The organism is Burkholderia pyrrocinia, assembly GCF_018417535.1.
Taxonomy (GTDB): domain Bacteria; phylum Pseudomonadota; class Gammaproteobacteria; order Burkholderiales; family Burkholderiaceae; genus Burkholderia; species Burkholderia pyrrocinia_E.
In genome coordinates, this window is sequence record NZ_CP070978.1 from 2,429,877 (window position 1) to 2,452,819 (window position 22,943).

Here is a 22,943-nt window from a genome sequence, read left to right on the forward strand (position 1 = left end):
CTCACGCGACGAATACATTCGTCGTTTCGACCACGTTGCGCATGTAGCCGGCCGGGTTCCAGTTCGGCGTGTCCGGCTGCTCGACGCCGCCGTCGTTGATCGCCTTGACCTGCAACACGGCCCGTCCGGCGCGGTGCGGCGTGAACTGCGCTTCCCAGCGGCGCAAGCTGTACTTGCCGTAGTCCTTCCCGAGGCGCGCCGTCGCCCAGGACGCGCCGCCATCATGGGAGAACAGCACCTTGCGCACGCCGGTGTCGCCGCCGAACGCGATGCCTCGGACCGTCTGCGGCCGGTCCAGCGCGATCACGACGCCGTCGTCGAGGTTGGTGATGAACGATCGCGGCACCATCCGGCTGATCGGCACGGTCTTGACGCCGGCCTGCCCGGGCTGAATGCTCGCGTGCGGCGTGTCGGGAATCTGATAGGCCTTCGCCATCCAGAAATTGTCGTCGCGCCGGTCGATGACCTCGATGTCGTTCAGCATCTTCACCCAGTACGTCGAATACCAGCCCGGCACGACGAGGCGCAGCGGGAAGCCGTTGAGCAGCGGCAGCGGCTGCCCGTTCATCCCGAACGCGACGATCACTTCGCCGTCCCGCGCGCGATCGACATCGAGCGCCTTGATGAAGGCCGGCGTGGCGGGCAGCACGCCCTTGTCCAGGCCGTCGAAGCGGACCTGCACCGCGCCCGCCTTCACGCCCGCCCGATCGAGGATGTCCTTGAGCCGCACGCCGGTCCAGCGCGCGTTGCCCATTGCGCCGTTGCCCCATTCGCCGCCGGCGACGCGCGGCTTGAAGAAGCCGCGCGAATTGCCGGCGCACTGATTGACGGCAGTGACTTCGACGCGCGGAAAGCCGCTCATGAGGTCGTGCAGGCTTAGTTCGAGCGGGCGGTCGACGAGCCCGTGCACGGCGAGCCGGAACGCGCCGGCGTCGATCCGCACCGGGATGTCGGCGAGGTGCCATCGCACGAAGAACCGGTCGTTCGGCGTGAACACGCCGTCATCGAACACGGAGAAAGGCGTTTCGAGCAGCGGGGGGCGGATGCGCACCAGCAGCATTTCGCCCTTTTGCGGAAAGTCGCGGGTCAGCTCGCGCAGCCCGTTCTCGAACGGCAGCGTGACCGCGTCGGCCGCGCATGCGCGGCGATACCAGCTTGCGCCGACGGCCAGCAGGCCGCCAGCGGCGGCGGCCTGCATCAGGTGACGGCGCTGTGGATTATGTGGGTCTGCCATGACGACTCCCTTGTTTGCCGATCTGTCTGCCGAACCCGCGATCGCGCGTGGCTGCCAAAACGCCGGATCATGCGCGGCCGATGAGTCGAGATTTCATGATAGGCGCAATCCGGCGCGATATCGGGCCGGAAGGGAGTCACACGTGGAAGCGGTGCAGCAACGGCCGCCGGGCCTCGGTCGCGCCGCGCATTCCCGCTCGGGTTCCCCCCTGCTGCGCTCGTCGCTTCCCGTCAGCGGCGACGTGCCATGAACGACTCCCCCGCGTCCCTTCATCCCCGCGGCCGCGGCCGCAAGATCTGGTCGGGCACCCGTCACGTGATCGCCTGCGGCATGCCGCCGCTCGGCTGGCGCGACCCGTATCACCGCGCGCTGACGTTGATCAGGTACGCGCCCGGCGCGAGACGCGCGAACGGCCCCGGCGCGCTTTCCTAAATTAAATTTAGCCTGCCAAACATTGGCTAAAGAAGGTTCCGGTTTCCCCGCATCCCATTCGACAATGCGCGCCTTCCGTGACCGGTCGGCGCGTATCGCGCGCCGACCGTCGCGGCCTCGAAGAAGGAGCCCGACATGACCGACCACACCGCTTCCCCTCCGCCGCAACCCGCGCCGCCGTGCCGCCGACGCGTGTGGCGCACGCTCGCGGGCGCGCTGTTCGGGCTGACGCTCGCATGCGCGGGCATCGGCGCATGGACGATCCAGCGCATCTGGACGCAGCTGCCGTCCGTCGAGCACCTGGCCGTCTATCGTCCCGCGCTGCCGCTGCGGATCTTCTCGCGCGACGGCGACTTGCTGGCCGAATACGGCGTCGAGCGGCGCGAGTTCGTGCCGCTCGAACGCATTCCGCCGCTGATGCGTCAGGCACTGCTCGCCGCGGAGGACGCAAAGTTCTACCAGCACGGCGCGGTCGATTTCGGCGGCCTCGCGCGTGCGACGTTCGCGAACGTCGTGACGGGGCAGCCGGGGCAGGGCGGCAGCACGATCACGATGCAGGTCGCGCGCAACTTCTACCTGACGCGCGACAAGGTGCTGAGCCGCAAGCTCGCCGAGATCCTGATGGCGGCCAAACTCGAACGCGAATACAGCAAGGACAAGCTGCTCGAGCTGTACATGAACGAGATCTACCTGGGCGAGCGCGCATACGGTTTCGCGGCCGCCGCGAACGTGTATTTCGGCAAGCCGCTCGACGCGCTGAGCGCGGGCGAGGCGGCCGTGCTCGCGGGGCTGCCGAAGGCGCCGTCCGCGTTCAACCCGGTCGTCAACCCGGCGCGCGCAACGGCGCGGCGCAACTATGTGCTCGGCCGGATGCATGCGCTCGGCCAGCTCGACGACGCGACGTACCGCGCGGCCGTCGATGCGCCGATCGCGCTGGCGACCACGCCGCCGCCCGGGATCGTCGCCGCGCCGTACGTTGCCGAGCGCGCGCGCCGCATGATGGTCGAGCGTTTTCACGACGATGCCTATACGCTCGGCCTCGACGTGACGACGACGGTCTCGATGCGCGACCAGCGCGCGGCCGAAGCCGCGCTCGAACGTACGCTGAGCCGGCAGCCACGCGCGAAGCGCGATGCGCGCAACGGGCTCGAAGGCGCGCTCGTGTCGCTCGATGCGGCGACCGGCGACATGCTCGCGCTCGTCGGCGGCGCGGATTTCAAGCGCAACGTGTTCGACCATGCGCTGCAGGCGTACCGCCAGCCGGGCTCGAGCTTCAAGCCGTTCGTCTATTCGGCGGCGCTGGAGAAGGGCTACTTCCCCGGCGTGCTCGTCGACGATACGCAGCGCACGCTCACGCATGCGGAAACCGGTGCGCGGCCGTGGCGTCCGCGCAATTTCGGCAACCGCTACGAGGGTTTCATCCCGGTGCGGCGCGGGCTCGTGCGCTCGAAGAACCTGGTCGCGGTCAGCCTGATGCAGGCCGCCGACGCGCGCTACGTGCAGCAGCACGCGGCGCACTTCGGTTTCGACGCGCAGCGCAATCCGGCATCGCTGCCGCTCGCGCTCGGCGCGGGCGCGGTGACGCCGCTGGAACTCGCGAGCGCGTACAGCGTGTTCGCGAACGGCGGGACGCGGATGGAGCCGCGCCTGATCCTGTCGGTGAAGCAGCGTCACGGCGGCGCGATGTACGAGGCGACCGCACCGGCAGGCGAGCGCGTCGTGTCGTCGCGCAACGCGTTCGTGATGGACAGCATGCTGCGCGACGTCGTGCGCTCCGGCACCGCGCGCGGCGCGCTCGCGCTGCGCCGCGACGACGCGGCAGGCAAGACGGGCACGTCGAACGGCTCGAAGGACGTGTGGTTCGCCGGCTACTCGTCGGGCATCGTCGCGGTCGCGTGGCTCGGTTACGACACGCCGCGCCCGATGGGGCGCGCGACCGGCGCGACGCTGGCGCTGCCGGTCTGGCTCGACTACATGAAGACGGCCGTCGACGGGCGCACGCCGGTCGATGCTTCACCGCCGCAGGACGTCGCGCTGGTCGATGGCGACTTCGTCTACGCCGAATACACGCGCGGCGCGTGCACGGCCGACGTGCCGCCGTACATCCGCAGCCGTTTTGCATGCGGCGGCGCGGCTGTGCAGGACGCGTCCGACGCGCCTGCCGGCAACGGCAAGCCTGACGAGCCGATGCCCGCCGCGGTCGATGCGGCCGAGCGCGAACGCGTGCTCGACCTGTTCCGGACCGACGACTGACGCGCGCCATGCATACGCTCTATCTGATTGCGATCGTCGCGGAAGCGATGTCGGGGGCGCTGATGGGCATGCGGCGCGGAATGGACCGCTTCGGGCTCGCGCTGGTCGGCGCGGTGACGGCGCTCGGCGGCGGCACCGTGCGCGACGTGCTGCTCGGCCACTACCCGCTCGGCTGGATCGCGCATCCCGAATACCTCGTGATCACGCTCGTCGCGGCAACCGTCGCGTCGTGGGTCGCCCGGCATGTCGCGCGGATGAAGACGCTGTTCGTCACCGTCGACGCGATCGGCCTCGCGGCGTTCACGATCATCGGCTGCGACATCGGCGCATCGACCGGCACGGCGCCGATCATCGTCGTGCTGGCCGGCGCGATCACGGGCGTGTGCGGCGGAATGCTGCGCGACCTGCTGTGCAACGAGATGCCGCTGATCCTGCGCGAGGAGCTGTACGCGAGCGTCGCGTTCGTCACGGGCACGCTGTACGTCGGGATCCAGCATGTCGGCATCGATGCGGGTTTCGCGACGGTGGTCGCGCTGGCGGCCGGATTCTCGATGCGGATGCTCGCGGTACGGCTCGGGTGGAAGATGCGGACCTTCGGTGCGGCGGATGTCGAGCATTGAGCACGGCCCGCGCGCCGACATTCAGTCCGGCTGCATCACCTGAAAGACATTGCCCTCCGGATCGAGGCCGTCATACATCCGGTACGCGAAGCCGTCGTAGCGCTTGAGATCGCGCACGGTCACGCCATCGCGGGCGAGCCGGTCGCGATGCGCGTCGATATCGGGGGCGATGGAGAAGACGAGCTTCACGGTGCTTGCGTCGGCATTCGCATGCACGGACGAGGCTGCCTGGCGAAACGCCGGGCCCGCCCGATGCAGCGCCAGTTCGACCGCGCCCGCGTCGAGCACGACCCATTCATCGTCGATTTCCTCGGTGACGGGCAAGTCGAAATACCGTTGGTAGAACGCCTTCTGCAACGCGACGTCGCGGACGTACAGGATGATGCGGGTCATCGGAAGCGGCATGTGGGTCTCCTCGAGGGCGATGCACGAATGATGTCAGGTGAAAGTCGCTGTAGAAGGCAAGGGAGGGCATCGAGCGACACGACGACCGCGCAGTAAGCGTCTGCGCTACGCGGGTACCATCACCGGCGGCGTACCGTCGCCGGTTTCCACCATCTTCACCGCGAATCCGTAGCACTGCGCAATATGCGCGGGCGTCATCACGTCGCGCGGGGTGCCATGCGCGACGATCGTGCCGTCGGCGAGCATCGCGATCGTATCCGCGTGCCGCGCGGCGAGGTTCGGGTCATGGACGATCGCGAGCACGCCGAGCCGCCATTCGCGTGCGACCGCACGCACGGTATCGAGCAAGCGGTGCTGATGCGCGAGATCGAGCGCGGCGGTCGGCTCGTCGAGCAGCAGGTAACGCGGGCCGTTTTCCATCGTGTCGTCGTCCGGCCACAGCTGCGCGAGCACACGCGCGAACTGCACGCGTGCGAGTTCGCCGCCCGACAGCGTCGTGACATCGCGGCCGACGAGCGTTTCGGCACCCGCGCGTTCGAGCGCGTGCCACGCGATGTCGCGATCGCGGTGCGACGTCGCACCGCTGCGCCGCGCATGCGGATAGCGGCCGAGCAGCACGATTTCGTCGACGCTGAACGGGAAGGCCGGTTGCGCGGCCTGCGGCAGCACCGCGCGCAGGCACGCGAGCCTTGGCGCATCGATGCGCGCGAGCGGTTCGCCGTTCAGCGTGATGTCGCCCGTCACGCGCACGCTGTTCGGCGCGACGCTGCCGGTCAGTTCGCCGGCGAAGGTCTTCAGCAGCGTGCTCTTGCCCGCGCCGTTGCGGCCGAGCAGCGCGGTCACGCGGCCGGGCTCGATCGACAGCGACAGGTCGCGAAGGATGGCGTTGTGTCGGCGAGCGACGTCGAGGTGGTGGGCGGTCAGCATGATCGTCGTGACGGAAGGGTTACGCGCCGAGCGCGCCGCGGCTCTTCCACAGCAGCGCGAGAAAGAACGGCGCGCCGAGCAGCGCGGTCAGCACGCCGAGCGGAATTTCGGCGGGCGCGGCGATCGTGCGCGCGGCGAGATCGGCGGCGAGCGTCAGCAACGCGCCGAGCAATGCGGCGCCGGGCAGCACGACGCGCTGATCGGGGCCGCACGCGAGGCGCACGCAATGCGGCGCGACGAGCCCGATGAAGCCGATGATGCCCGCGCACGACACGAGCGCGCCGACCGCGAGCGCGACCGCGACGAGCACGCGCCGCTTCAGCCGCTGCACCGGCACGCCGAGATGCAGCGCCTCGGTTTCGCCAAGCTGCAGCGCATTGAGTGCATCGCGTTCACGTGCGAGCAGCACGCAGCCGATCGCGACGCACGGTGCGACGGCCGCCAGCGCGGACCATTGCGCGCCGCCGAGGCTGCCGAGGCTCCAGAAGGTCAGCGAGCGCAACTGCGCGTCGTCGGCGACGAACGTGAGCAGCCCGATCGCGGCGCCGACCAGCGCGTTGATCGCGATGCCGGCAAGCAGCAGCAGCGGCAGCGCGAGCCGGCCGCGCGATGCGGCGAGCCGGTAGACGAGCGTCGCGACCGCGAGCGCGCCCGCGAAGGCCGCGACGGGCAATGCGGCCGCGCTCACGTGTGAAGCAAAGAGGACGGGGCCCAGCACGATCATTGTCGTCGCGCCGAGCGCGGCGCCGCTCGACACGCCGACGAGCCCCGGATCGGCGAGCGGATTGCGGAACAGCGCCTGCATCGCGACGCCGGTCGCGCCGAAGCCGCCGCCGACCAGCAGCGCGAGCGCGACGCGCGGCGCGCGAATGTCGAGCAGCACCGCGCGCGCCTGCTGCGCGGCCGCATCGCCGGTCAGCGCCGCCCATGCCTCCGCGAGCGGAATGCGGTACGCGCCAACGCACAGCGCGACGACGGACATCGCGCACACGAGGCACGCGAGCGCGGCCAGCGCGAACGGCGCGAAGCGGCGCGACGTGCCGACGCGCGCGGCGCCGGGGCGCGAGGCGGGCGATGGCGCGGGGAAAGGCGAAGCGTGAGCGGGCATCGGGGCAGTCCGGAATCAGGCGAGCGCATCCGACAGGCGTCGGTGCAGGGTCGTGACGGCGCGCGGCAGGCGCGGGCCGAAGCCGAGCAGGAACAGCGCATCGAGCGATACCACGCGTTGCGCGCGGCCGGCCGGCGTCGCGCCGAAGCCGGGTGTGGCGAGCAGCGCGGCGCGGCCGCCGACGGCCGCGAGCCCTTCGTCGGAGATCAGCACGACGTCGGGCGCGGCGGCCGCGAGCGCCTCGGTCGTCAGCGGCTTGTAGTGATCGAAGCCCTGCATCGCGTTGCGCGCGCCCGCGTAGCGGATCATCGCGTCGGCGGCCGTGCGCTGGCCGGCGACGAGCGCCTGGTTGCCGGTATGGTTCAGCACGAACAGCACGCGCGGCGGCTGCGCGCCGCCGGGTGCGCGCGCGGCGACCGCGTCACGTGCGGCCTGCCAGTCGCGATCGAAGCGCTGCAGCAGCGCGGTGCCGGCGTCGCGCACGTCGAGTGCCTGCGCGACGCCGGTGATCTTCGCGCGCACCGACTCGACGTCGTGGCGTTCGTCGAACGTCGTCACCGCGACACCGGCACTTTTCACCTGCGCGATCGCAGTGGGCGGGCCGGCTTCGGCCGACGCGAGCACGAGATCGGGCCGCAGCGACAGCAGCCCCTCGGCCGACAGCGCGCGCTGGTAGCCGACCTTCGGCAGGCGCTTCGCGGCGTCGGGGTAGGTGCAGGTCGTGTCGGCGCCGACGAGCCGGTAGCGGCGCGTTTCGGCACCGCCGAGCGCGAACGCGGTTTCCGCGAGCGCGCCGCCGATCACGATCACGCGCTTCGGCGCGGCCTGCGCAACTTGTGCGAGCACGCTGCCCGGCAGCGCGCCCGCGAGCGCGCCGGCAACCGTGCCCGCCAGCACCGCGCGGCGCCGCGGATCGAACGACCGCGCGCTCACCGTGCGTCCCCGCGTGCAGCCGACGGCAGCGTCGCGACGAGCGCGCGCCAGTCGTCGCGCTCGACCTTGCCGGGCTTGCGCTCGCCGAACAGCAGCGCGACGTGGTCGCCCTGGCGGTCGAACAGTTCGAGCGACGTGACGATGCCGTCGCTCGTCGGTTTCTTCACGACCCACGCGGCGGCGATCAGGTCCTCGCGCACATGGAGGTTGAAGCCCGGGTCGAGCACGTTGATCCACGCGCCGACTTCGCGCACGTTCGCGACGGGGCCCGTATGGATCTGGATCATCCCCGCATTGCCGACGAACACCATGATCGGCTGGCCGCTCTGCGCGGCCTGTTCGAGCACGTGGCGCAGCGCACGCGCGGTTTCGACCGGATACGCGTATTGCGGATCGGCGAGGCGCAGCGCCTGCATGCGGCTCACGCCGAAGCGCTGCGTGATGCCGAAGAACTGGTGCGTATCGGTCATCGCATCCCACGCGGCGCGGAAGCCCGCGACGTCGATCTCGGTGTCGGCACGCTCGGGCGTCTTCGGCGCGGCGGGCACGACTTCGAGGCCCGGCTCCTGCGATGGCGCGCGCCAGCGTTCGACGAACGCGTCGTACGCGGCGTGGTCGCTGTGCGCGCGCAGGTAGACCTTGTGGATCGCATGGCCCTGCGCGTCGAAGAACTGCAGGCTCTTCAGCGGGCCGTGCACGGTTTCGTCGCGCACCGCGAACGCCGACGCCCAGTGGCGATAGAAGATCCGCAGGTCGATGTCGCCGAGCGCGAGGCCGACGGGGCCATCGTGGCTCATCTGCGCATATTCGCCGTCCTTCTCGTGGACGGCCGTGTCGTTGCGCGTGAGCGCCATCACGCGGCCGAGGCGCGGCATTTCCTCGAACATCGCCGGAAAGCGCGCGTCGAGCCGCACGACGTGCTCGCCGACGAACGCGGCGAGCGCCTCGCCTTCGCTGACGCCGAGCGCCTGCGCAACGTCGCGGTTGCGCAACTGGCGCTCGGTCTTGAGCTTGATGAACGCGTCGCGCAATGCGGCGGCCGCGCGGGCCGGGCTGGCCGGTTGACCGGGAAGGGCGGATTGCATCATGTCGGACTCCTTCAAGTAACGGTTGGGGTGGTAGCGCGGGCGCCGCGCATCAGAAATCCACTTTCATGCTGACGGCGACCGTGCGTCCGGACGACGTATACGCATCGAGCACCTGCGAATCGGCCGCGATGCCGCGCACGTCCGACCAGTTCCAGTACTTGCGGTCGAACAGGTTGCGGATGCCGATCGTCGCGCTCACGTGCTTGTTGAAGCGATAGCCGCCGCGCAGGTCGACGACGAACGACGACGGCGGCGCGAAACACGCCTTGTTCGAACAGTCGGACTTGTCGATGTCCTTGCCGCGTTTCGCGGCCTGGAACAGCAGGTCGGTTTGCACGAACCAGCGCTCGCCCGGCTCGTAGCGCACGCCGAACACGGCCGAGAACGGGTTGACCGTGTTGAGCGGCTGGCTGGCCGCGCCGTTGTTCTGCGTCGAACCCTTCGTGAACGCCATCGCCGTCTTCAGCGTGATGCCGTTCGGCATCGCCCATTCGGCGCGGCCTTCGAGGCCGTGGATGCGCGCGTCGGCGAAGTTCACGTACTGGAACACGAACGGGTCGGCCGGCCGGCCGCTGCCGGCGATCGTCGTGCGCGAGATGAAGTTGCGGTAGCGGCCCGTGAACGCGGCCGCGCTGTAGCGCACGACGCCGTAGCCCGTGCCGGCCTTGCCGCGCAGCCCGGCTTCGAACGTGTCGCTCGTCTCGGGCTTCAGGTTCGGGTTGCCGATCGACGTGTAGCCGTACACCGGGTTCGAGAAGCTGCTGTTCACCTGGTCGGGCGTCGGCGCGCGGAAGCCGTGCGCGTACTGCACGTACGGAATCAGCGCGGGCGTGATCTCGTACAGCACCGAGACGCGCGGCGACAGTTCGTTCGCGCTCGTCGACACGGCCTTGCCGGTGAACAGCGGATCGTTTTCGGTCGGGCTCAGCCGGTACGTGTCGAAGCGCAGGCCCGGCGTGACGAGCAGGCGGCCGTAGCCGATCTGGTCCTGTACGAACGCGCCGAACAGCGTGTAGTCGGTGTCGGGGAACGCCTTGTTCGGGAACGCTTCGCCGACGCCCGGCACCGTGCCGTCGCGCATGTTCGTCACGCGCGACAGGCTGCCGTCGACGCCATAGAGCAGCTTGTGCGCGAGCGGGCCGGTCGCGAAGCCGCTTTCGGCGAACGCGGAGCCGCCGAACGTGCGTTCCTTGTACTGGTTGTCGCGCGAGCGCGATTTCAGCGGCGCGCCGCGCGTCTCGAACGCGTATTGATCCTGCTTCGCGCCCTGGTAGTAGAACTGCACGTGCGCGGTCTGGAACCAGCGGAACGCGTCGTCGCGGAAGTCGTAGTCGACGCTGAAGCGGTTGCGCTCGAGCCGGTCGTTCGTCGTGAGGCCGAGCGTATTCGGCGGATTGATCGCGGACAGCACGTCGGTGCTCACGCGCCGCTGCACGGTTTCCGCGGTGAACTTGATCGTGTCGCGCGCGGTGGGCGTCAGCACGAGCTTGCCGAGCAGCGATTCCGAATAGACGTCCTGCGGATTCGACGTCGTGCGCAGCGTGCTCGCCGAGTTGTTGCTGCCGCGCGTGTCGACCTCGTGGCCGCGCCGGCCGTCGGCGATGATCATCCCCTGCACGCGGTCGTTGCCGCCCGCGGCCGACACGGTCGCGCCGATGCTGCGGTCGGCCGAGTCGTAGCCCGGCCGGAACGAGAAATAGTAGGGCTTGTTGTAGATCGACAGCAGGTCGCGCGGATCCTTCGTGATGAAGTTCACCGCGCCGGTCAGGCCGTCGCTGCCGTAAAGCGCGGAGGCCGGCCCGCGCAGGATCTCGATGCGCTTGAGCGTGTCGAGATCGGCGTAGTCGCCGCGCCCCGCTTCGAGCGGACCGAACGAAAACGCGTTCGGCAGGCGGATGCCGTCTTCCATCAGCAGCACGCGATTGCCTTCGAGGCCGCGGATGTTGATGCTCGAATCGCCGTCGCGGCCTCCGCCGAGCGCGGCGCTGCCGGGCCGGTACGCGGTGCGCCGCACCGTGACGCCGGGCTCGTAGCGCAGCGCGTCCTTGATGTTGGTGGCCTGTTGCTCGTCGAGATCCTCGTCGGTGATCACCGACACGGACGCCGCCGTGCGGCTCGCAGCGGTGGCGGTGCGGGTGGCCGTGACGGTGACGGGGTCGAGCAGCGCCGCATCGCCGCGCGTGGACGCGGCGACGAGGACGGCAGAAGGGCGGGCGGCGCCTTGCGGCGACGAATCGGCGTGAGCCGGGGCGGCGGACAGGCCGACCGCGCCGAACAGTGCGGCGCAGATCGGCCGCCGCGCCAGCGTATAGCAATGCACAGGTGGTCTCCCATTGACGATGACAAGCCCGAAGGCTGGCTGGGTGACGCGTTCACCTGGCTGGCCCGTCCGCGCGCGGCATGCGGCGAACGGCGAATTGAAAGGCAACTGATAACTTTACCAGTGTAAATGAGAATTATTATCAATACAAGGAAGGAAAGCGGCCCGTGTGGGTGAGCGCTTACCTGCGCGGCCCGGGCGAGCCGCGGTGGGGAATTCGGGAGAAACGCGCCGGCGCGCCAGCGCTAGGCCAGCGCTTCGATGCGGATCAGCAGGTTGCGCGCATGCGCGATGAACGCATCGTGCGTCGCGCGATCGCTGTGACTTTCGAGGCCCGCCTGTTCGGCGAACGCGATCTGTTCGGTGTAGAGGTCGACGAGCGCGCGGCGTTCGTCAAGGGGAAGCGCGCGGATCATCGACACGAGCAGCAGTTCCTGCGCGCGAAGCATGCCGGACAGCAATTGGGCGTTCATGCCGACCTCCTCGGACGATGCGGCGGCGGGCCGCTCTTTCCATACTAGGCGGTCGGCGTGCGCAGCGCAGGCGCGGTGCTTGCGAGGATGCGGCGGGAACGCGATGCGATGGAGACGCGACGGTCCGATGTGGCGATGTGGCGATGTGGCGATGTGGCGATGTGGCGAGCGAGCCGAAACACGCCGCGCGCATCGGCAGCCGCGAACCGAAGCGTGCAAGGGATGCGAACGGAATCAGCCGGCTGCCGTTGCGGCCTGCGCATCGCGCACGACCTGCGCGACGCGTTCGACGAACTCGGCGTCGACGCTCGACAGCGCTTCGCGCTTGCCGTCGGGCATCTCGACCATCAGGCGATACGTGACGTCCTGCGTGGCCCAGGCGAGATAGCCGACGACGGCGAGCATCACGCCGACGACGAGCGCGGCGCTCGATGCGCCGATGCCGCCGGCGATGGCGACGGCCGCGCCGATCAGCGCGATCAGCAACGGAACGAGGCGGTTCTTCGGAATCTTGACGACGTCGACGTGGCGGATGTCACGCAGTGCGAATACCTGCCCGGCGGCCGACAGGCCGTTGCGCGTGATCATGACGCCGCGTTCGTTGAATGCGTTTTCCATCGTGTGTTGCGTGGACGAAAACGCGCAGCGTAGCAGGTTTCGTTGCCGCGTCAAACGAGACCGACTGCCGCACGATGCGTGCGGGGCGGCCGGAATACGGGAAGCGGGTGGAACAGGGCGGCGTTCAGAACTGCAGCCGGCCGTCGCCGTAAAGCCGGCCCGGCACGTGCGACGCGACGACCTCGGCGATCTCTTCGTCGGTCGATTCGGCCGGCACGATCTGGCGCCGCGCGGGTGCGTCGAGATGCATCGTCCATTCGACGAGCCGGTACGGGCGGCCCCACGGGCGCTGCATTTCGACCGATACGCGGCAGCTCTGGACCGGCATCGAGTGTTGGCACGTCAGAATCGCGTGCAGATGGCTGAAAACGGTATCTTCGATCATCATGGCCTCCGATCCTGTCTTGTGGGCAATCGATGGCGGCGCCGTCGGCATGTAAAAAAAAAGCCGCCGATGCTCAGGCGGCCAACAGGGGGGGTGAGAGCATCCTCTCAGCCCAGAATTAAGCGAAACTTAAAAGCACATAAAAAAGCGCCCCGCGTGGAGCGGGGCGCTTCTTGCCGTCGTGATCCGCGAGTTAAGCGGATGCTTTAGAACTTGTGACGGATGCCGATACGTGCGGCGATCTGGTTCTTCGAACCCGTGCCCGACGTATTGAAGTAGCTCGTGCTCGAGCCGATCTGCGCCTGCACGCCCCGGCCCGATGCCTGCTGGTACACGACCAGGCCGTACACGTCCGTACGCTTGCTGAGTGCGTAGTCGGCGATGCCGTTGACCTGGTTCCAGTGCCACGAGTTGCCGTTCTGCGTCGCGTTCGTGTACGTGTAGCCGATGCCGCCCGACAGAGCCGGCGTGAAGGCGTACTTGCCGCCTGCTTCGTACGCGTTGTAGAACGTGCCGCCCGCGCCCGAAACGGTCGAAAACTGCGTACGCGTCCACAGCAGCCATGCCGTTGCCGGGCCCCAGACGTAGCGGCCGCCGACGCCGTAGGTGCGCAGGTCGCGGACGTTGCCCGTGCTGATGTTCGCGATCGTCGTCGAGAACGCCGGCGTCGACTGGCTCGGGAAGCGGATGTCCGTGTACGCGGCGCCGACTGACAGCGGGCCGTTCGCGTAGTTCAGGCCGAAGCTGTATGCGCGCGACGAGCCTGCCGTCGTCGTCGTGCCCGTCGTCGTCGCGGCTGCGCCGGCGAAGTCCGTCGAGTTCGAGAAGCCGTACAACGCGCCGAACGTGAAGCCCGAGTAGTTCGCGCTCTGGAACTTCACGGCGTTGTTGATGCGGCTCGACGTGAGCTGGTCGATGTCGTTCACGTGGTACGCGTAGTTGCCCGCGACCGTGTTGCCGCCCGTCGAGTAGTTCGAGCCGAGGATGTCGGTCGAGAACGAGTACTGGCGGCCGAACGTGACCGTGCCGTATTGCGACTGGCTCAGGCCGACGTAAGCCTGGCGACCGAAGATCGCGCCGCCCTGGCCGAGCGTGCCGTTGCCGCTGTTGAAGCCGTTTTCGAGCACGAAGATCGCCTTCAGGCCGCCACCGAGGTCTTCGGTGCCGCGCAGGCCCCAACGGCTGCCCTGGGCAACGCCGTCGTCATACTTGAACAGCTTGCCCGTGCCGCCGTTGGCGGTTTTGCTGTGGTTCACGTAGCTGATACCGGCATCGATGACGCCGTACAGGGTCACGCTGCTTTGTGCGTGCGCCGTGCCGGCCGTTGCTGCCAGGGCGGCGATGGTCAACAGTTTCTTGTTCAAAGGATTCTCCGAGCGAATAAATGGCGTGTCCAGTTGCGGTTCCGGCGCTCTCTATGGGCGCTTTCACGTACCGGCCGCAACTTTATCGGTAAGCAACGTAATGAATATGACAACGACTGTCATATGAAGAATCTGTGGCGCCGATGCGACACTGAATTCTGCCCGGTTGTATAGCGGGGAGTTATACCGATTTCGGCTGAGATTCGATCCGGATCGGGAATATGCACATGAAATAAGCTTGGTTGGTGGTGTTCGGACCCCGTGCCACGATCCGTGCTTCAACAACGACACGGGACAAGAGGACACCATGCGACGTTCGATCCTGACCGGCCTCGGCGCACTCGCCGCGGCGCTGGCAATCGCTGCGCCCGGCGCGCACGCCGACCCGCAAACGCTGAAGATCGGCACGATGAGCGGCCCCGACGCGCAGATCTGGACCGAAGTGACGAAAGTGGCCGCGCGCGAAGGCCTCGCGATCAAGGTCATCGAATTCAACGACTACGTGCAGCCGAACGCGGCGCTCGATTCGGGCGACCTCGACGCGAACGGCTTCCAGCACCAGCCGTTCCTCGACAGCCAGATCAAGCAGCGCGGCTACAGGATCGTCAACGTGGGGCTCACCTACACGGCGCCGATGGGCTTCTATTCGAAGAAGATCAAGTCGCTGAAGGACTTGCCGGCGGGCGCGAAGGTCGGGATCCAGAACGATCCGTCGAACGGCAACCGCGCGCTGCTGCTGCTGCAGAAATACGGGGTGATCAAGCTGAAGGCGGGCGCCGGCACGAACGGCGTGAACGCGACGCCGCTCGACGTCGCCGAGAATCCGAAGAAGATCAGGATCGTCGAGCTCGACGCCGCGCAGTTGCCGCGCGCGCTGCCGGATGTCGATGCCGCGTCGATCAACACCGACTACGCGGTGAAGGCGGGGCTCACGCCGGTGAAGGATGCGATCGCGATCGAGGATCTGCGCGGGCCGTATGCGAACCTGATCGCGGTGCGCGCGCAGGACAAGGACAAGCCGTGGGTGAAGAAGCTCGTCGCGGCCTATGAATCGGACGACGTGCGCAAGTTCATCGACCAGAAGTTCGGCGGCGCGATCGTGCCGGCGTTCTGAGCGTTCACGCGTACCGGCCGGCCGGATCGCCGGATACCGACGACCCGGAAAGCAAATCGCCCGCGCAAGCGGGCGATTTCGTTGGTGCGCGCCGCGGCCCGGCGCGCGGGCCGATCGCTCAGGCCGACAGCAGCGAGCCCGTGCGGATCGCGGTCGCGCCGGCGATCCGCGCGACTTCCATGCCGGCCGTCGCGAAGCGCACGATCTGGCGCGCGTACAGCACGCCCGACACACTGCTCTTCAGCGTGACGACGCGATCGGTCAGCGGATCGACGATGTCGGCCACTGCCTGGCCGGCTTCGATCATCGCGCCGACCGGCGTTCGGAACACGATCACGCCCGACACCGGCGCGACGAGCGGATCGGTGCCCGCGAGCGGCGTGGCCGGATGCGCGAGCGGCGGCAGCGGCGCCGGCGTGCCGTCGACGACGCCGCGCTCGGTCAGGTATTCGACGATCGCCTGCGCATCCTTTTCGGCAAACTCGTACGACACGTCGCGTTCGCTGCGCAGTTCCACCGTGACGGAAATCGCGCCGTTCGGGATCGGGAAGCGGTCGCCGAAACGGCTGCGCAGATCCGACCAGCAGAAGCTGTGGATCTCGTCGAACGGGTTGCCGACCGAATTCAGCGCGAGCAGCGACGCCTGTGCGTCGAGATAGCGCGACAGCGGCTCGACGTCCGCCCACAGATCGGGATTCGTATAGAGGTGCATCACCGCATCGCTGTCGCAGTGCAGGTCGAGCACGATATCGGCGTCGAACGACAGCTTCTGCAGCGCGAGGCGCTGCGAGTCGAGCTCGGTGCGCGGCTTCTGCTCGTCGAGCGCTTCGCGCATCGCGGCGCGCACGGCGGCGAGGTTGCGCTGCGCGTCGTGCGTGAGCCGGCTTTCGACGCGCGGCAGCACGAGCGCCGCGAGATCGTAGAAATTGCGGTTGAAATTCTGCATCGAGCCGAGTTCGAAGCGGCCGAGGTGATCGCCGAACACGTGCTGCGACAGGCCGATCGGGTTCGGCACGGGCACGATGACGACTTCGCCGCGCAGCTTGCCGGCCGTCTCGAGCGCGGCGATCTTGCGGCGCAGCAGCGTGGCGACCAGCATGCCGGGCAGTTCGTCCGCGTGCAGCGACGACTGGATGTAGACCTTCTTGCCGCCGCGCGGGCCGTAGTGGAAGCTCGTGATCTGGCGTTCGGTGCCGACGGCGGGGGAAATCAGCGGATGGATCTGCGTTTGCATGATGAGGGGAGTGCGGCGCAGCCGCGAATGATCCGGTGTGCGTGGAAGATCGATTGTACGTTGCCTGCGTCGCCCCCATCAAACCGGTACCCGATCGCGTAGTTTTCCGTTGAGAATCATCGGCTTGGCGCGAAAAAAATAACGTTCCCGGCGCCGTGCGCAAAAAAAAACGGGCTCCTTGCGGAGCCCGTCTGCACGGATGCGAATCGTGCGCTTGCTTGCGGTGTTACTTGCCGTAGACGTCGAAATCGAAGTACTTCTTCGCGATCTTCGCGTACGTGCCGTCCTTGCGCATGCCGGCGATCGCGCCGTCGATCTTCGCCTTCAGGTCGGTGTCTTCCTTGCGCAGGCCGATGCCGGCGCCTTCGCCGAGCGTCTTCGGATCGTCGATATCCTTGCCGGCGAAATCGAAGTTCGCGCCGCGCGGCGTTTTCAGGAAGCCGATCTCGGCTTGCACCGCGTCCTGCAGCGCGCCGTCCAGACGGCCGGAGATCAGGTCGGCGTAGACCTGGTCCTGGTTCTGGTAAGGCACGACGTTCACGCCCTTCGATGCCCAGTAGGTCTTCGCGTAGGTTTCCTGGATCGTGCCCTGCTCGACGCCGACCGACTTGCCCTTCAGCGATTCGGCCGTCGGCATCAGGCCGGCGCCCTTCTTCGCGACGAGGCGCGTCGGCGTGTTGAACAGCTTCGCCGAGAACGCGATCTGTTCCTGACGCGCCGGCGTCATCGACATCGACGACAGCACGCCGTCGAACTTGCGGGCCTTCAGCGCCGGGATCATCCCGTCGAAGTCGTTTTCGATCCACACGCACTTCGCGTTGATGCGGCGGCAGATTTCGTTGCCGAGATCGACGTCGAAGCCGACCACCTTGCCGTCGGCGCCTTTCGATTCGAAAGGCGGGTAGCTTGCGTCGACGCCGAACCGCACGGTCGACCAGTCCTTCGCGTACGCGCTGCCGGCCGATACGGCGAGCAGGGCAACGGTCACAGCCGCAAGAATCTTTTTCACTCGGTGACTCCTCGTTTTGTTCGATGGGTGCGCGGTTGTGCCGCGCCGTAAGCCTTCGGTCCGGCACGGCTTCGCGCCGGACTGTCCGTTTCGCCCGCCCGATGCGGGCGCGCGACGTGCGGAGATTATCAAGACAAAATACCGGCAGGGCGCCTAGGACAAGCCCCGATACCGGGCCCGGCGGCGGCGCGTCGGGTGCGCCGCCGTTTCAGACACAGGAACGATTCAGCCGAGCGTTTCGTTGACCGCCCGCTGCAGGCACGTGACGAATTGCGAAACGGCGGGCGTGGGCAGCATGTCGCGCCGCGCGATGATCGACAGGTCGAAGCGCGGCATGCTTTCGTCGAGTTCGGCCGTGCGGATGCCGAGCGGCGCGACCATCGCGGCGAGCGGACGCGTGAAGCAGCCGATCACGTCCGAGCGTGCGACGAGCCCGAGCGTCACCGCGAACGACATCGGCGATCTCAGCAGGCGCTTCGGCAGCGGCAGCCCGTGCGCCTCGAACATCCCGACCATCACGCTGTGCGGAAACTGCTCGGCGCCGACGGTGACGATCCACTCGGCGTCGAGCAGTTCCTCTAAACGGCGCGCATGCGCGAGCGGGTGGCCTTCGCGCATCACGACGGTGAATTCGGTCGACAACAGCGGCGATTGCGTGAAATCGCGGTCGAGCGCGGGCACATGATGCATCGCAGCGATGTCGAGCGTGCCGTTGCGCAGCTGCGCGAGCGCGTCGGGCACCGTCACTTCCACAAGATGCAGGTTGACGTTCGGCATCGACCGGCGGAATGCCGTTACCGCGCGCGGCAGCGCCGTCAGCGCGATCGACGGCATCGTGCCGACCGCGACGCGCCCCGACATCTCGCCTTTCACCTGCTCGACGGCCTCGACCGTGCGGCGGATGTCGCCAAGCAACTGCTCGGCGCGCGGCAGCAGCGCGTGGCCGCAGGCGGTCAGCTCGACGCCGCGCACGCTGCGCGCGAGCAGCTCCGCGTTGAGCGCCGTTTCGAGTTCGCGGATCGTGTGCGTGATCGCGGGCTGCGTGACGCCGAGTTCGCGAGCGGCGGCGCGCAGGCTCTTGAGATGCGCGGCAGAGACGAACGCCTGGAGCTGCGCGATGTTCAGGGGATTGCGGATGCGGGTCATCGGTCGGGTCCGGTTGGCGCGAAAGTGTGGCTTGGGCGGGCGAGGTGGGGCGGCAGTCGTGTTCGGCAGCAATCCTGATGATCGTGCGCGCGTGGGCTCACGTCGTCGGGTCGAAGCATCGCGTGCCGATGCGCAGCGGACGTCATGCGCCGGACCGCGCGCGGAACGCGTGACGATAGCGCTGCGGCGACATGCCGACGACGCGCGCGAACCGCTCGCGAAACGCGGTGACCGAACCGAACCCGGCCTCCGTCGCGACATGTTCGATCGACAGCTCCGTGACTTCGAGCAACTGCTGCGCATGCCTGACGCGCGCGGTCTGCAGCCATTGCCGCGGCGACGTGCCCGTCTGCTCCTGAAAGCGCCGGGTCAGCGTGCGCACGCTCGTCGACGCCTGGCGGGCCATCGCGTCGAGCGTGAGCGGCTTGCGCAGGTTCGCCTGCAACCAGTCCATCAGGCTTTGCAGCCCGTCGGTGCCGGTCGGCCATTCCGGCGCGATGAACTGCGCCTGTCCGCCTTCGCGGACGCGCGGCGCCACCGCATAGCGTGCGGCGTCGACGGCGACCGCCGCGCCGTAGTCGGCCTGGATCATGTGCAGACACAGATCGAGGCCGGCCGCTGCGCCGGCCGACGTCAGGATCTGCCCGTTGTCGATGAACAGCACGTTCGGGTCGACCGTCACGTTCGGGTAGCGGCGCGCGAGTTCGCCGGCCGCCAGCCAGTGCGTCGTCGCGCGCAGGCCGTCGAGCAGGCCGGCTTCCGCGAGCACGAACGCGCCGCTGCAGATCGACGCGATCCGGCAACCGCGCGCGGCCGCCGCGCGCAGGGCGGCGATCACGCGGCGCGACGTGGGCGCGAGCGGCACGGACGTGCCGGGGACGACGATCGTGGCGGCGTCGGCGAGCGCATCGAGGCGAAACGCGGGCCGCAGTTCGAACAGGTCGCCGGCGACGCGCGCATGCTCGCTGCACACGCGCACGCGGTACGCGTGCGTGACGCCGGGCGAACGCACGCGCGCGAACGTGTCGCATGCGACGCCCAGATCGAACGGGACGACATCGGGCAAAGCGAGGACGGCGACCGTATGCATGGCGTTCGAGGCCGTGGCCAGAATCCGTTTAAAGATGTCATTTTAGCCAATGGATCGGACCCGCACCACACGCGACAATTGCCGCGGACCAACCCGGAGGCCTGCCGATGAAACAAGACGATCGCAATGCGTTGCGCAACCTGCAGTACCTGTCGCTGCTGGAGGCGACCACGCTCGTCGTGCTGGTGTGCATCGCCGTGCCGCTCAAGCATCTGGCCGGTTATCCGGTTGCGGTATCGATCATGGGGCCGATTCACGGCATCGCTTTCGCGATGTACGCGTGGGCGGTCGTCGGCACCGCGTCGAGCGGGCTGTGGAGCAAGGGCGACGTCGCGCGGCTCGTGCTGTCGGCCGTCGTGCCGTTTGCGGGGCTGGCGAGCGCCGGATGGATCGCACGCAGGAGGCACGCGCAATGATTTACCTGTTGCTCAAGGCCGCGCATGTCGTCGCCGTCGTCACGTTCGTCGGCGGGCTGCTGATGCTGTCCGTCGGCGTCCGTATCGCCAACCTCGCCGTGCATCGCGCGGTGCGGCGCTGGGATCGTTCGGTGACGGCGCCCGCGCTCGCGCTCGTCTGGATCACGGGGATTGCGATCGCGCTGAGCGGGCACTGGTTCGGCGCTGCATGGCTGTCGGTGAAGCTGGTGGTCGTGACAGCGCTGTCGGCGCTGCACGGGATGCTGGCCGGCACGCTGCGGCGCATGGAGCGCGACGATCTCGTCGTCGTGCCCGCGCAATGGCTCGGGCATGCAGCGGGCGCTGTCGCGGTCGCGACGGGGATCGTCGTCGGGCTGGTCGTGATCAAGCCGTTTTGATGCGTTGGCCTACGCCAGTGCCGTTTCGATTGCCGCCAGCATGCGGCGCCGGATCCACCCGCTCCCCAGCCGGATCGCGAGCCAGTACGGCGTAAACAGCCGCCGCGTCCGTGCGATCGGGCAGTGGATGAAGGTTTCGGTACGCAGGATGTACGCACCCGATGCCAGCCCGACGACTTCGAACCGGAGCACCAGCTTCGCGTCGCGTGGGTCGTCGTGCCGGACGAAGGCCGTTGCATCGGCGATGGCGCGCACGTCGGTCGTCGGGCGCCAGAAGCGTCCGACGAGACCGAGCGACAGCGACGTGTCGTCCCGGTGCAGCAGCGTGAACGTGTGGAAACCGAAACGCGCGCGTTCGCAACGGGCCGGCCCGTTGCGAAGCGTGTCGACGACGGCCGACGGGAATTCGCGCACCGTCATCAGTGCATCGATGACCGGATCGGCGCGCATGTCGAGCGACGCGACCGCGTCGATGATGCGGGCCGGCGACGCATGGATCGGCTGCGATTCGTGCACTTCGTGGAAGCCGAACGACGGGATGAACGGCGGCTTGCGCGCCGAGGTCCGGGTGCTCGATTCGGAGACGATGCCGAGCGCGTTCATGGGCGGCTCCTGAAGGCAAAGCCCGATCGTAGCACCGGGCGCGAATTCGCGCCGCGCCGCTTCGGCGATGCGCATCGCACCGCGCCGCATCGACAAAAAAAGCCTGGAAACTTGCGTTCCCAGGCCTGGAGACCATCAACGACGATGGTGGAGGAGACGTTGTCGTCCCGATGCGCGCCGCCCTTCTGCCGGCGACGTCGCGCATGACCCGCGGTCAGATTGCCCAGCCGCCGAGATAGAACGTGACGAGCACGGCTGCGATGAGCACGGTGCCGACGTTGAGCTTGCGGAATTCGCCGCTCGCAATGCGGCCGATCACGAGCGTCGAGAAGCCGAGCATGATGCCCGTCACGATGTTCGCGGTCAGCACGATGAACACGGCGCACACGAGGCCCGACATCGCGTCGACCATGTCGTCCATGTGCAGCTTGCTCACGCTGCCGAGCATCAGCAGGCCGACGTACATCAGCGCGGGTGCCGTGGCGTACGACGGCACGAGGCCCGCGAGCGGCGAGAAGAACATCACGACGAGGAACAGCAGGCCGACCACGGCTGCCGCGAGGCCCGTCTTCGCGCCCGCGGCCACGCCGACGCTCGACTCGATGTAGGCCGCCGCCGGCGCGCCGCCGAGGAAGCCGGAGAAGATCGAGCTGAGCGAATCGGCGGTCAGTGCGCGGCCGCCGTTGATGATGCGGCCGTTCTCGTCGAGCTGGCCGGCTTGCCCGGCGACGGCACGGATCGTGCCGGTCGCGTCGAACACGGCTGTCATCACCAGCGCCAGCACGCTCGGCAGCACGGCCATCGACAGCGCGCCCTTGATGTCCATCGCGCCGATCAGCGATGCGTGGCCCGGTGCGCTCAGCGACGGCAGCGCGAAGATGCCGTGGTACTTCACGGCCGGATCGAACACGAGGCCGAACACCGAGATCGCGATCACGACGAGCAGGATGCCGCCCGGTACGCGACGCTTTTCGAGACCGAAGATCGCGGCGAGGCCGACGACCGACATGATGACCGGGAACGCGGTGATCTGGCCGAGCGAGACCGGCAGCCCGGCGCCCGGGTTCTTGATCACGAGGCCGACGTCGTTCGATGCGATCAGCAGCAGGAACAGGCCGATGCCGATGCCCGTGCCGTGCGCGACGCCCGCGGGCAGGTTGCGCAGGATCCACGAGCGCACGCCGGTGACCGAGATGCCCGTGAACACGAGGCCCATCAGGAACACGGCGCCGAGCGCGACCGTCGGATGCAGCCCCTTGCCGAGCACGAGGCCGAACGCGGTGAATGCGGTCAGCGAGATCGCGCAGCCGATCGCGATCGGCAGCTTCGCCCACAGGCCCATGAGCAGCGAGCCGAACGCGGTGGTGAGGCAGACCGCGACGAACACGGCGCTCGTGTCGAAGCCGGCCTTGCCGAACATGCCGGGCACGACGAACACGGAATAGACCATCGCGAGGAAGGTGGTCACGCCCGCAATGATTTCGCGGCGCTGCGTGCTGCCGCGCGACGAAATGCCGAAGTACCGGTCGATGACACCCTGGGTGCCAAAGTCAGTTTCTTCCGCGCCGACGCCGACCGTCGGCTGCACCGGGGTATCACTCATGAGCTTGCTCCTTTATCAGCATGCTGAAACGGCCCGTAGCGAGCCGTCGTCAGGGTGTCTCGTATCTGGTTGGGATTGTCGGCAACGTCGTGGGGACGAATGACGCGTGATCCGTGTCGTTACGCGCGAATCGAAACGATCGCGAGTGTGTCGCGTCGTACGACGCGTTG

The 22,943-nt window shown here is 68.2% G+C and carries 22 protein-coding genes and 1 pseudogene; 6 read left to right on the forward strand and 17 right to left on the reverse strand.

The genetic code is table 11. The annotated features are described in order from the left end of the window. Position 1: 1 nt before the first annotated feature. Positions 2–1,234, reverse strand: coding sequence for a molybdopterin-dependent oxidoreductase (locus tag JYG32_RS29100; RefSeq protein ID WP_249744694.1), 1,233 nt, complete (start codon positions 1,232–1,234; stop codon positions 2–4). 246 nt (positions 1,235–1,480) lie between these two features. Here JYG32_RS29100 and JYG32_RS29105 point away from each other — a divergent pair. The 3 genes and pseudogenes from JYG32_RS29105 to JYG32_RS29115 form a co-directional block, all read left to right on the forward strand. Continuing rightward, positions 1,481–1,612 (forward strand): annotated as a pseudogene (locus tag JYG32_RS29105) (ion channel); the annotation flags it as partial. Between the two features lie 189 nt (positions 1,613–1,801). After that, positions 1,802–3,919, forward strand: coding sequence for a penicillin-binding protein 1A (locus tag JYG32_RS29110; RefSeq protein WP_213265906.1), 2,118 nt, complete (start codon positions 1,802–1,804; stop codon positions 3,917–3,919). A gap of 8 nt (positions 3,920–3,927) precedes the next feature. Next, entirely contained in the window at positions 3,928–4,539 is a 612-nt protein-coding gene (locus JYG32_RS29115) for a trimeric intracellular cation channel family protein (protein ID WP_213265907.1), read from the forward strand. A gap of 21 nt (positions 4,540–4,560) precedes the next feature. Here JYG32_RS29115 and JYG32_RS29120 read toward each other — a convergent pair whose 3' ends face one another. The 10 genes from JYG32_RS29120 to JYG32_RS29165 form a co-directional block, all read right to left on the reverse strand. Beyond that, entirely contained in the window at positions 4,561–4,944 is a 384-nt protein-coding gene (locus JYG32_RS29120; protein ID WP_213265908.1) for a VOC family protein, read from the reverse strand. A 105-nt stretch (positions 4,945–5,049) separates the two neighbouring features. Then, entirely contained in the window at positions 5,050–5,871 is an 822-nt protein-coding gene (locus tag JYG32_RS29125; protein ID WP_213265909.1) for a heme ABC transporter ATP-binding protein, read from the reverse strand. A gap of 19 nt (positions 5,872–5,890) precedes the next feature. Further along, on the reverse strand, positions 5,891–6,979 hold the full coding sequence (locus JYG32_RS29130; protein WP_213265910.1) for a FecCD family ABC transporter permease: 1,089 nt from the start codon (positions 6,977–6,979) through the stop codon (positions 5,891–5,893). A 15-nt stretch (positions 6,980–6,994) separates the two neighbouring features. Then, positions 6,995–7,912, reverse strand: coding sequence for a heme/hemin ABC transporter substrate-binding protein (locus JYG32_RS29135; RefSeq protein WP_213265911.1), 918 nt, complete (start codon positions 7,910–7,912; stop codon positions 6,995–6,997). Beyond that, the gene (locus JYG32_RS29140; protein ID WP_213265912.1) at positions 7,909–9,000 is read right to left on the reverse strand and encodes a hemin-degrading factor; all 1,092 of its coding nucleotides are present in this window, start codon (positions 8,998–9,000) and stop codon (positions 7,909–7,911) included. The genes JYG32_RS29135 and JYG32_RS29140 overlap by 4 nt, the downstream gene beginning before the upstream one ends. A 49-nt stretch (positions 9,001–9,049) precedes the next feature. After that, the gene (locus tag JYG32_RS29145) at positions 9,050–11,320 is read right to left on the reverse strand and encodes a TonB-dependent hemoglobin/transferrin/lactoferrin family receptor (protein WP_213265913.1); all 2,271 of its coding nucleotides are present in this window, start codon (positions 11,318–11,320) and stop codon (positions 9,050–9,052) included. A 245-nt stretch (positions 11,321–11,565) separates the two neighbouring features. After that, a complete protein-coding gene (locus tag JYG32_RS29150; protein WP_174381445.1) occupies positions 11,566–11,793 on the reverse strand; it encodes a hypothetical protein in 228 nt (75 codons plus the stop codon). A 234-nt stretch (positions 11,794–12,027) separates the two neighbouring features. After that, complete coding sequence (locus JYG32_RS29155; RefSeq protein ID WP_174381444.1) at positions 12,028–12,411, reverse strand: DUF6232 family protein; 384 nt, start codon at positions 12,409–12,411, stop codon at positions 12,028–12,030. A 124-nt stretch (positions 12,412–12,535) separates the two neighbouring features. After that, the gene (locus JYG32_RS29160) at positions 12,536–12,796 is read right to left on the reverse strand and encodes a DUF2866 domain-containing protein (protein ID WP_011353838.1); all 261 of its coding nucleotides are present in this window, start codon (positions 12,794–12,796) and stop codon (positions 12,536–12,538) included. Between the two features lie 206 nt (positions 12,797–13,002). After that, positions 13,003–14,160: a porin gene (locus JYG32_RS29165; RefSeq protein WP_213265914.1), complete on the reverse strand. Its 1,158-nt coding sequence runs from the start codon at positions 14,158–14,160 to the stop codon at positions 13,003–13,005. A 307-nt stretch (positions 14,161–14,467) separates the two neighbouring features. Between JYG32_RS29165 and JYG32_RS29170 the strand changes: the two genes are divergently transcribed. Further along, on the forward strand, positions 14,468–15,274 hold the full coding sequence (locus tag JYG32_RS29170) for a MetQ/NlpA family ABC transporter substrate-binding protein (RefSeq protein ID WP_174381443.1): 807 nt from the start codon (positions 14,468–14,470) through the stop codon (positions 15,272–15,274). Positions 15,275–15,392: 118 nt separating this feature from the next. Here JYG32_RS29170 and JYG32_RS29175 read toward each other — a convergent pair whose 3' ends face one another. The 4 genes from JYG32_RS29175 to JYG32_RS29190 form a co-directional block, all read right to left on the reverse strand. Beyond that, positions 15,393–16,508, reverse strand: a complete 1,116-nt coding sequence (locus JYG32_RS29175) for a succinylglutamate desuccinylase/aspartoacylase family protein (protein ID WP_174381442.1) — start codon at positions 16,506–16,508, stop codon at positions 15,393–15,395. 226 nt (positions 16,509–16,734) lie between these two features. Beyond that, complete coding sequence (locus JYG32_RS29180; protein WP_174381441.1) at positions 16,735–17,517, reverse strand: ABC transporter substrate-binding protein; 783 nt, start codon at positions 17,515–17,517, stop codon at positions 16,735–16,737. Between the two features lie 225 nt (positions 17,518–17,742). Continuing rightward, complete coding sequence (locus JYG32_RS29185) at positions 17,743–18,663, reverse strand: LysR substrate-binding domain-containing protein (protein ID WP_174381440.1); 921 nt, start codon at positions 18,661–18,663, stop codon at positions 17,743–17,745. Between the two features lie 142 nt (positions 18,664–18,805). Beyond that, positions 18,806–19,753 carry a GlxA family transcriptional regulator gene (locus JYG32_RS29190; RefSeq protein WP_213265915.1) on the reverse strand — a complete coding sequence of 316 codons (948 nt, stop codon included), beginning with the start codon at positions 19,751–19,753 and terminating at the stop codon, positions 18,806–18,808. A gap of 107 nt (positions 19,754–19,860) precedes the next feature. Here JYG32_RS29190 and JYG32_RS29195 point away from each other — a divergent pair, with 107 nt between their 5' ends. Both JYG32_RS29195 and JYG32_RS29200 read left to right on the forward strand, forming a co-directional pair. Continuing rightward, complete coding sequence (locus JYG32_RS29195; protein WP_174381438.1) at positions 19,861–20,169, forward strand: DUF3817 domain-containing protein; 309 nt, start codon at positions 19,861–19,863, stop codon at positions 20,167–20,169. Next, positions 20,166–20,567 (forward strand): CopD family protein, encoded by a 402-nt coding sequence (locus JYG32_RS29200; RefSeq protein ID WP_174381437.1) that lies wholly within the window; start codon positions 20,166–20,168, stop codon positions 20,565–20,567. The genes JYG32_RS29195 and JYG32_RS29200 overlap by 4 nt, the downstream gene beginning before the upstream one ends. A 9-nt stretch (positions 20,568–20,576) precedes the next feature. Here JYG32_RS29200 and JYG32_RS29205 read toward each other — a convergent pair whose 3' ends face one another. Together JYG32_RS29205 and JYG32_RS29210 are read right to left on the reverse strand one after the other, a co-directional pair. Further along, positions 20,577–21,170, reverse strand: coding sequence for a hypothetical protein (locus tag JYG32_RS29205; RefSeq protein ID WP_213265916.1), 594 nt, complete (start codon positions 21,168–21,170; stop codon positions 20,577–20,579). Between the two features lie 214 nt (positions 21,171–21,384). Continuing rightward, positions 21,385–22,773: an NCS2 family permease gene (locus JYG32_RS29210; protein WP_174381435.1), complete on the reverse strand. Its 1,389-nt coding sequence runs from the start codon at positions 22,771–22,773 to the stop codon at positions 21,385–21,387. Positions 22,774–22,943 lie beyond the last annotated feature (170 nt).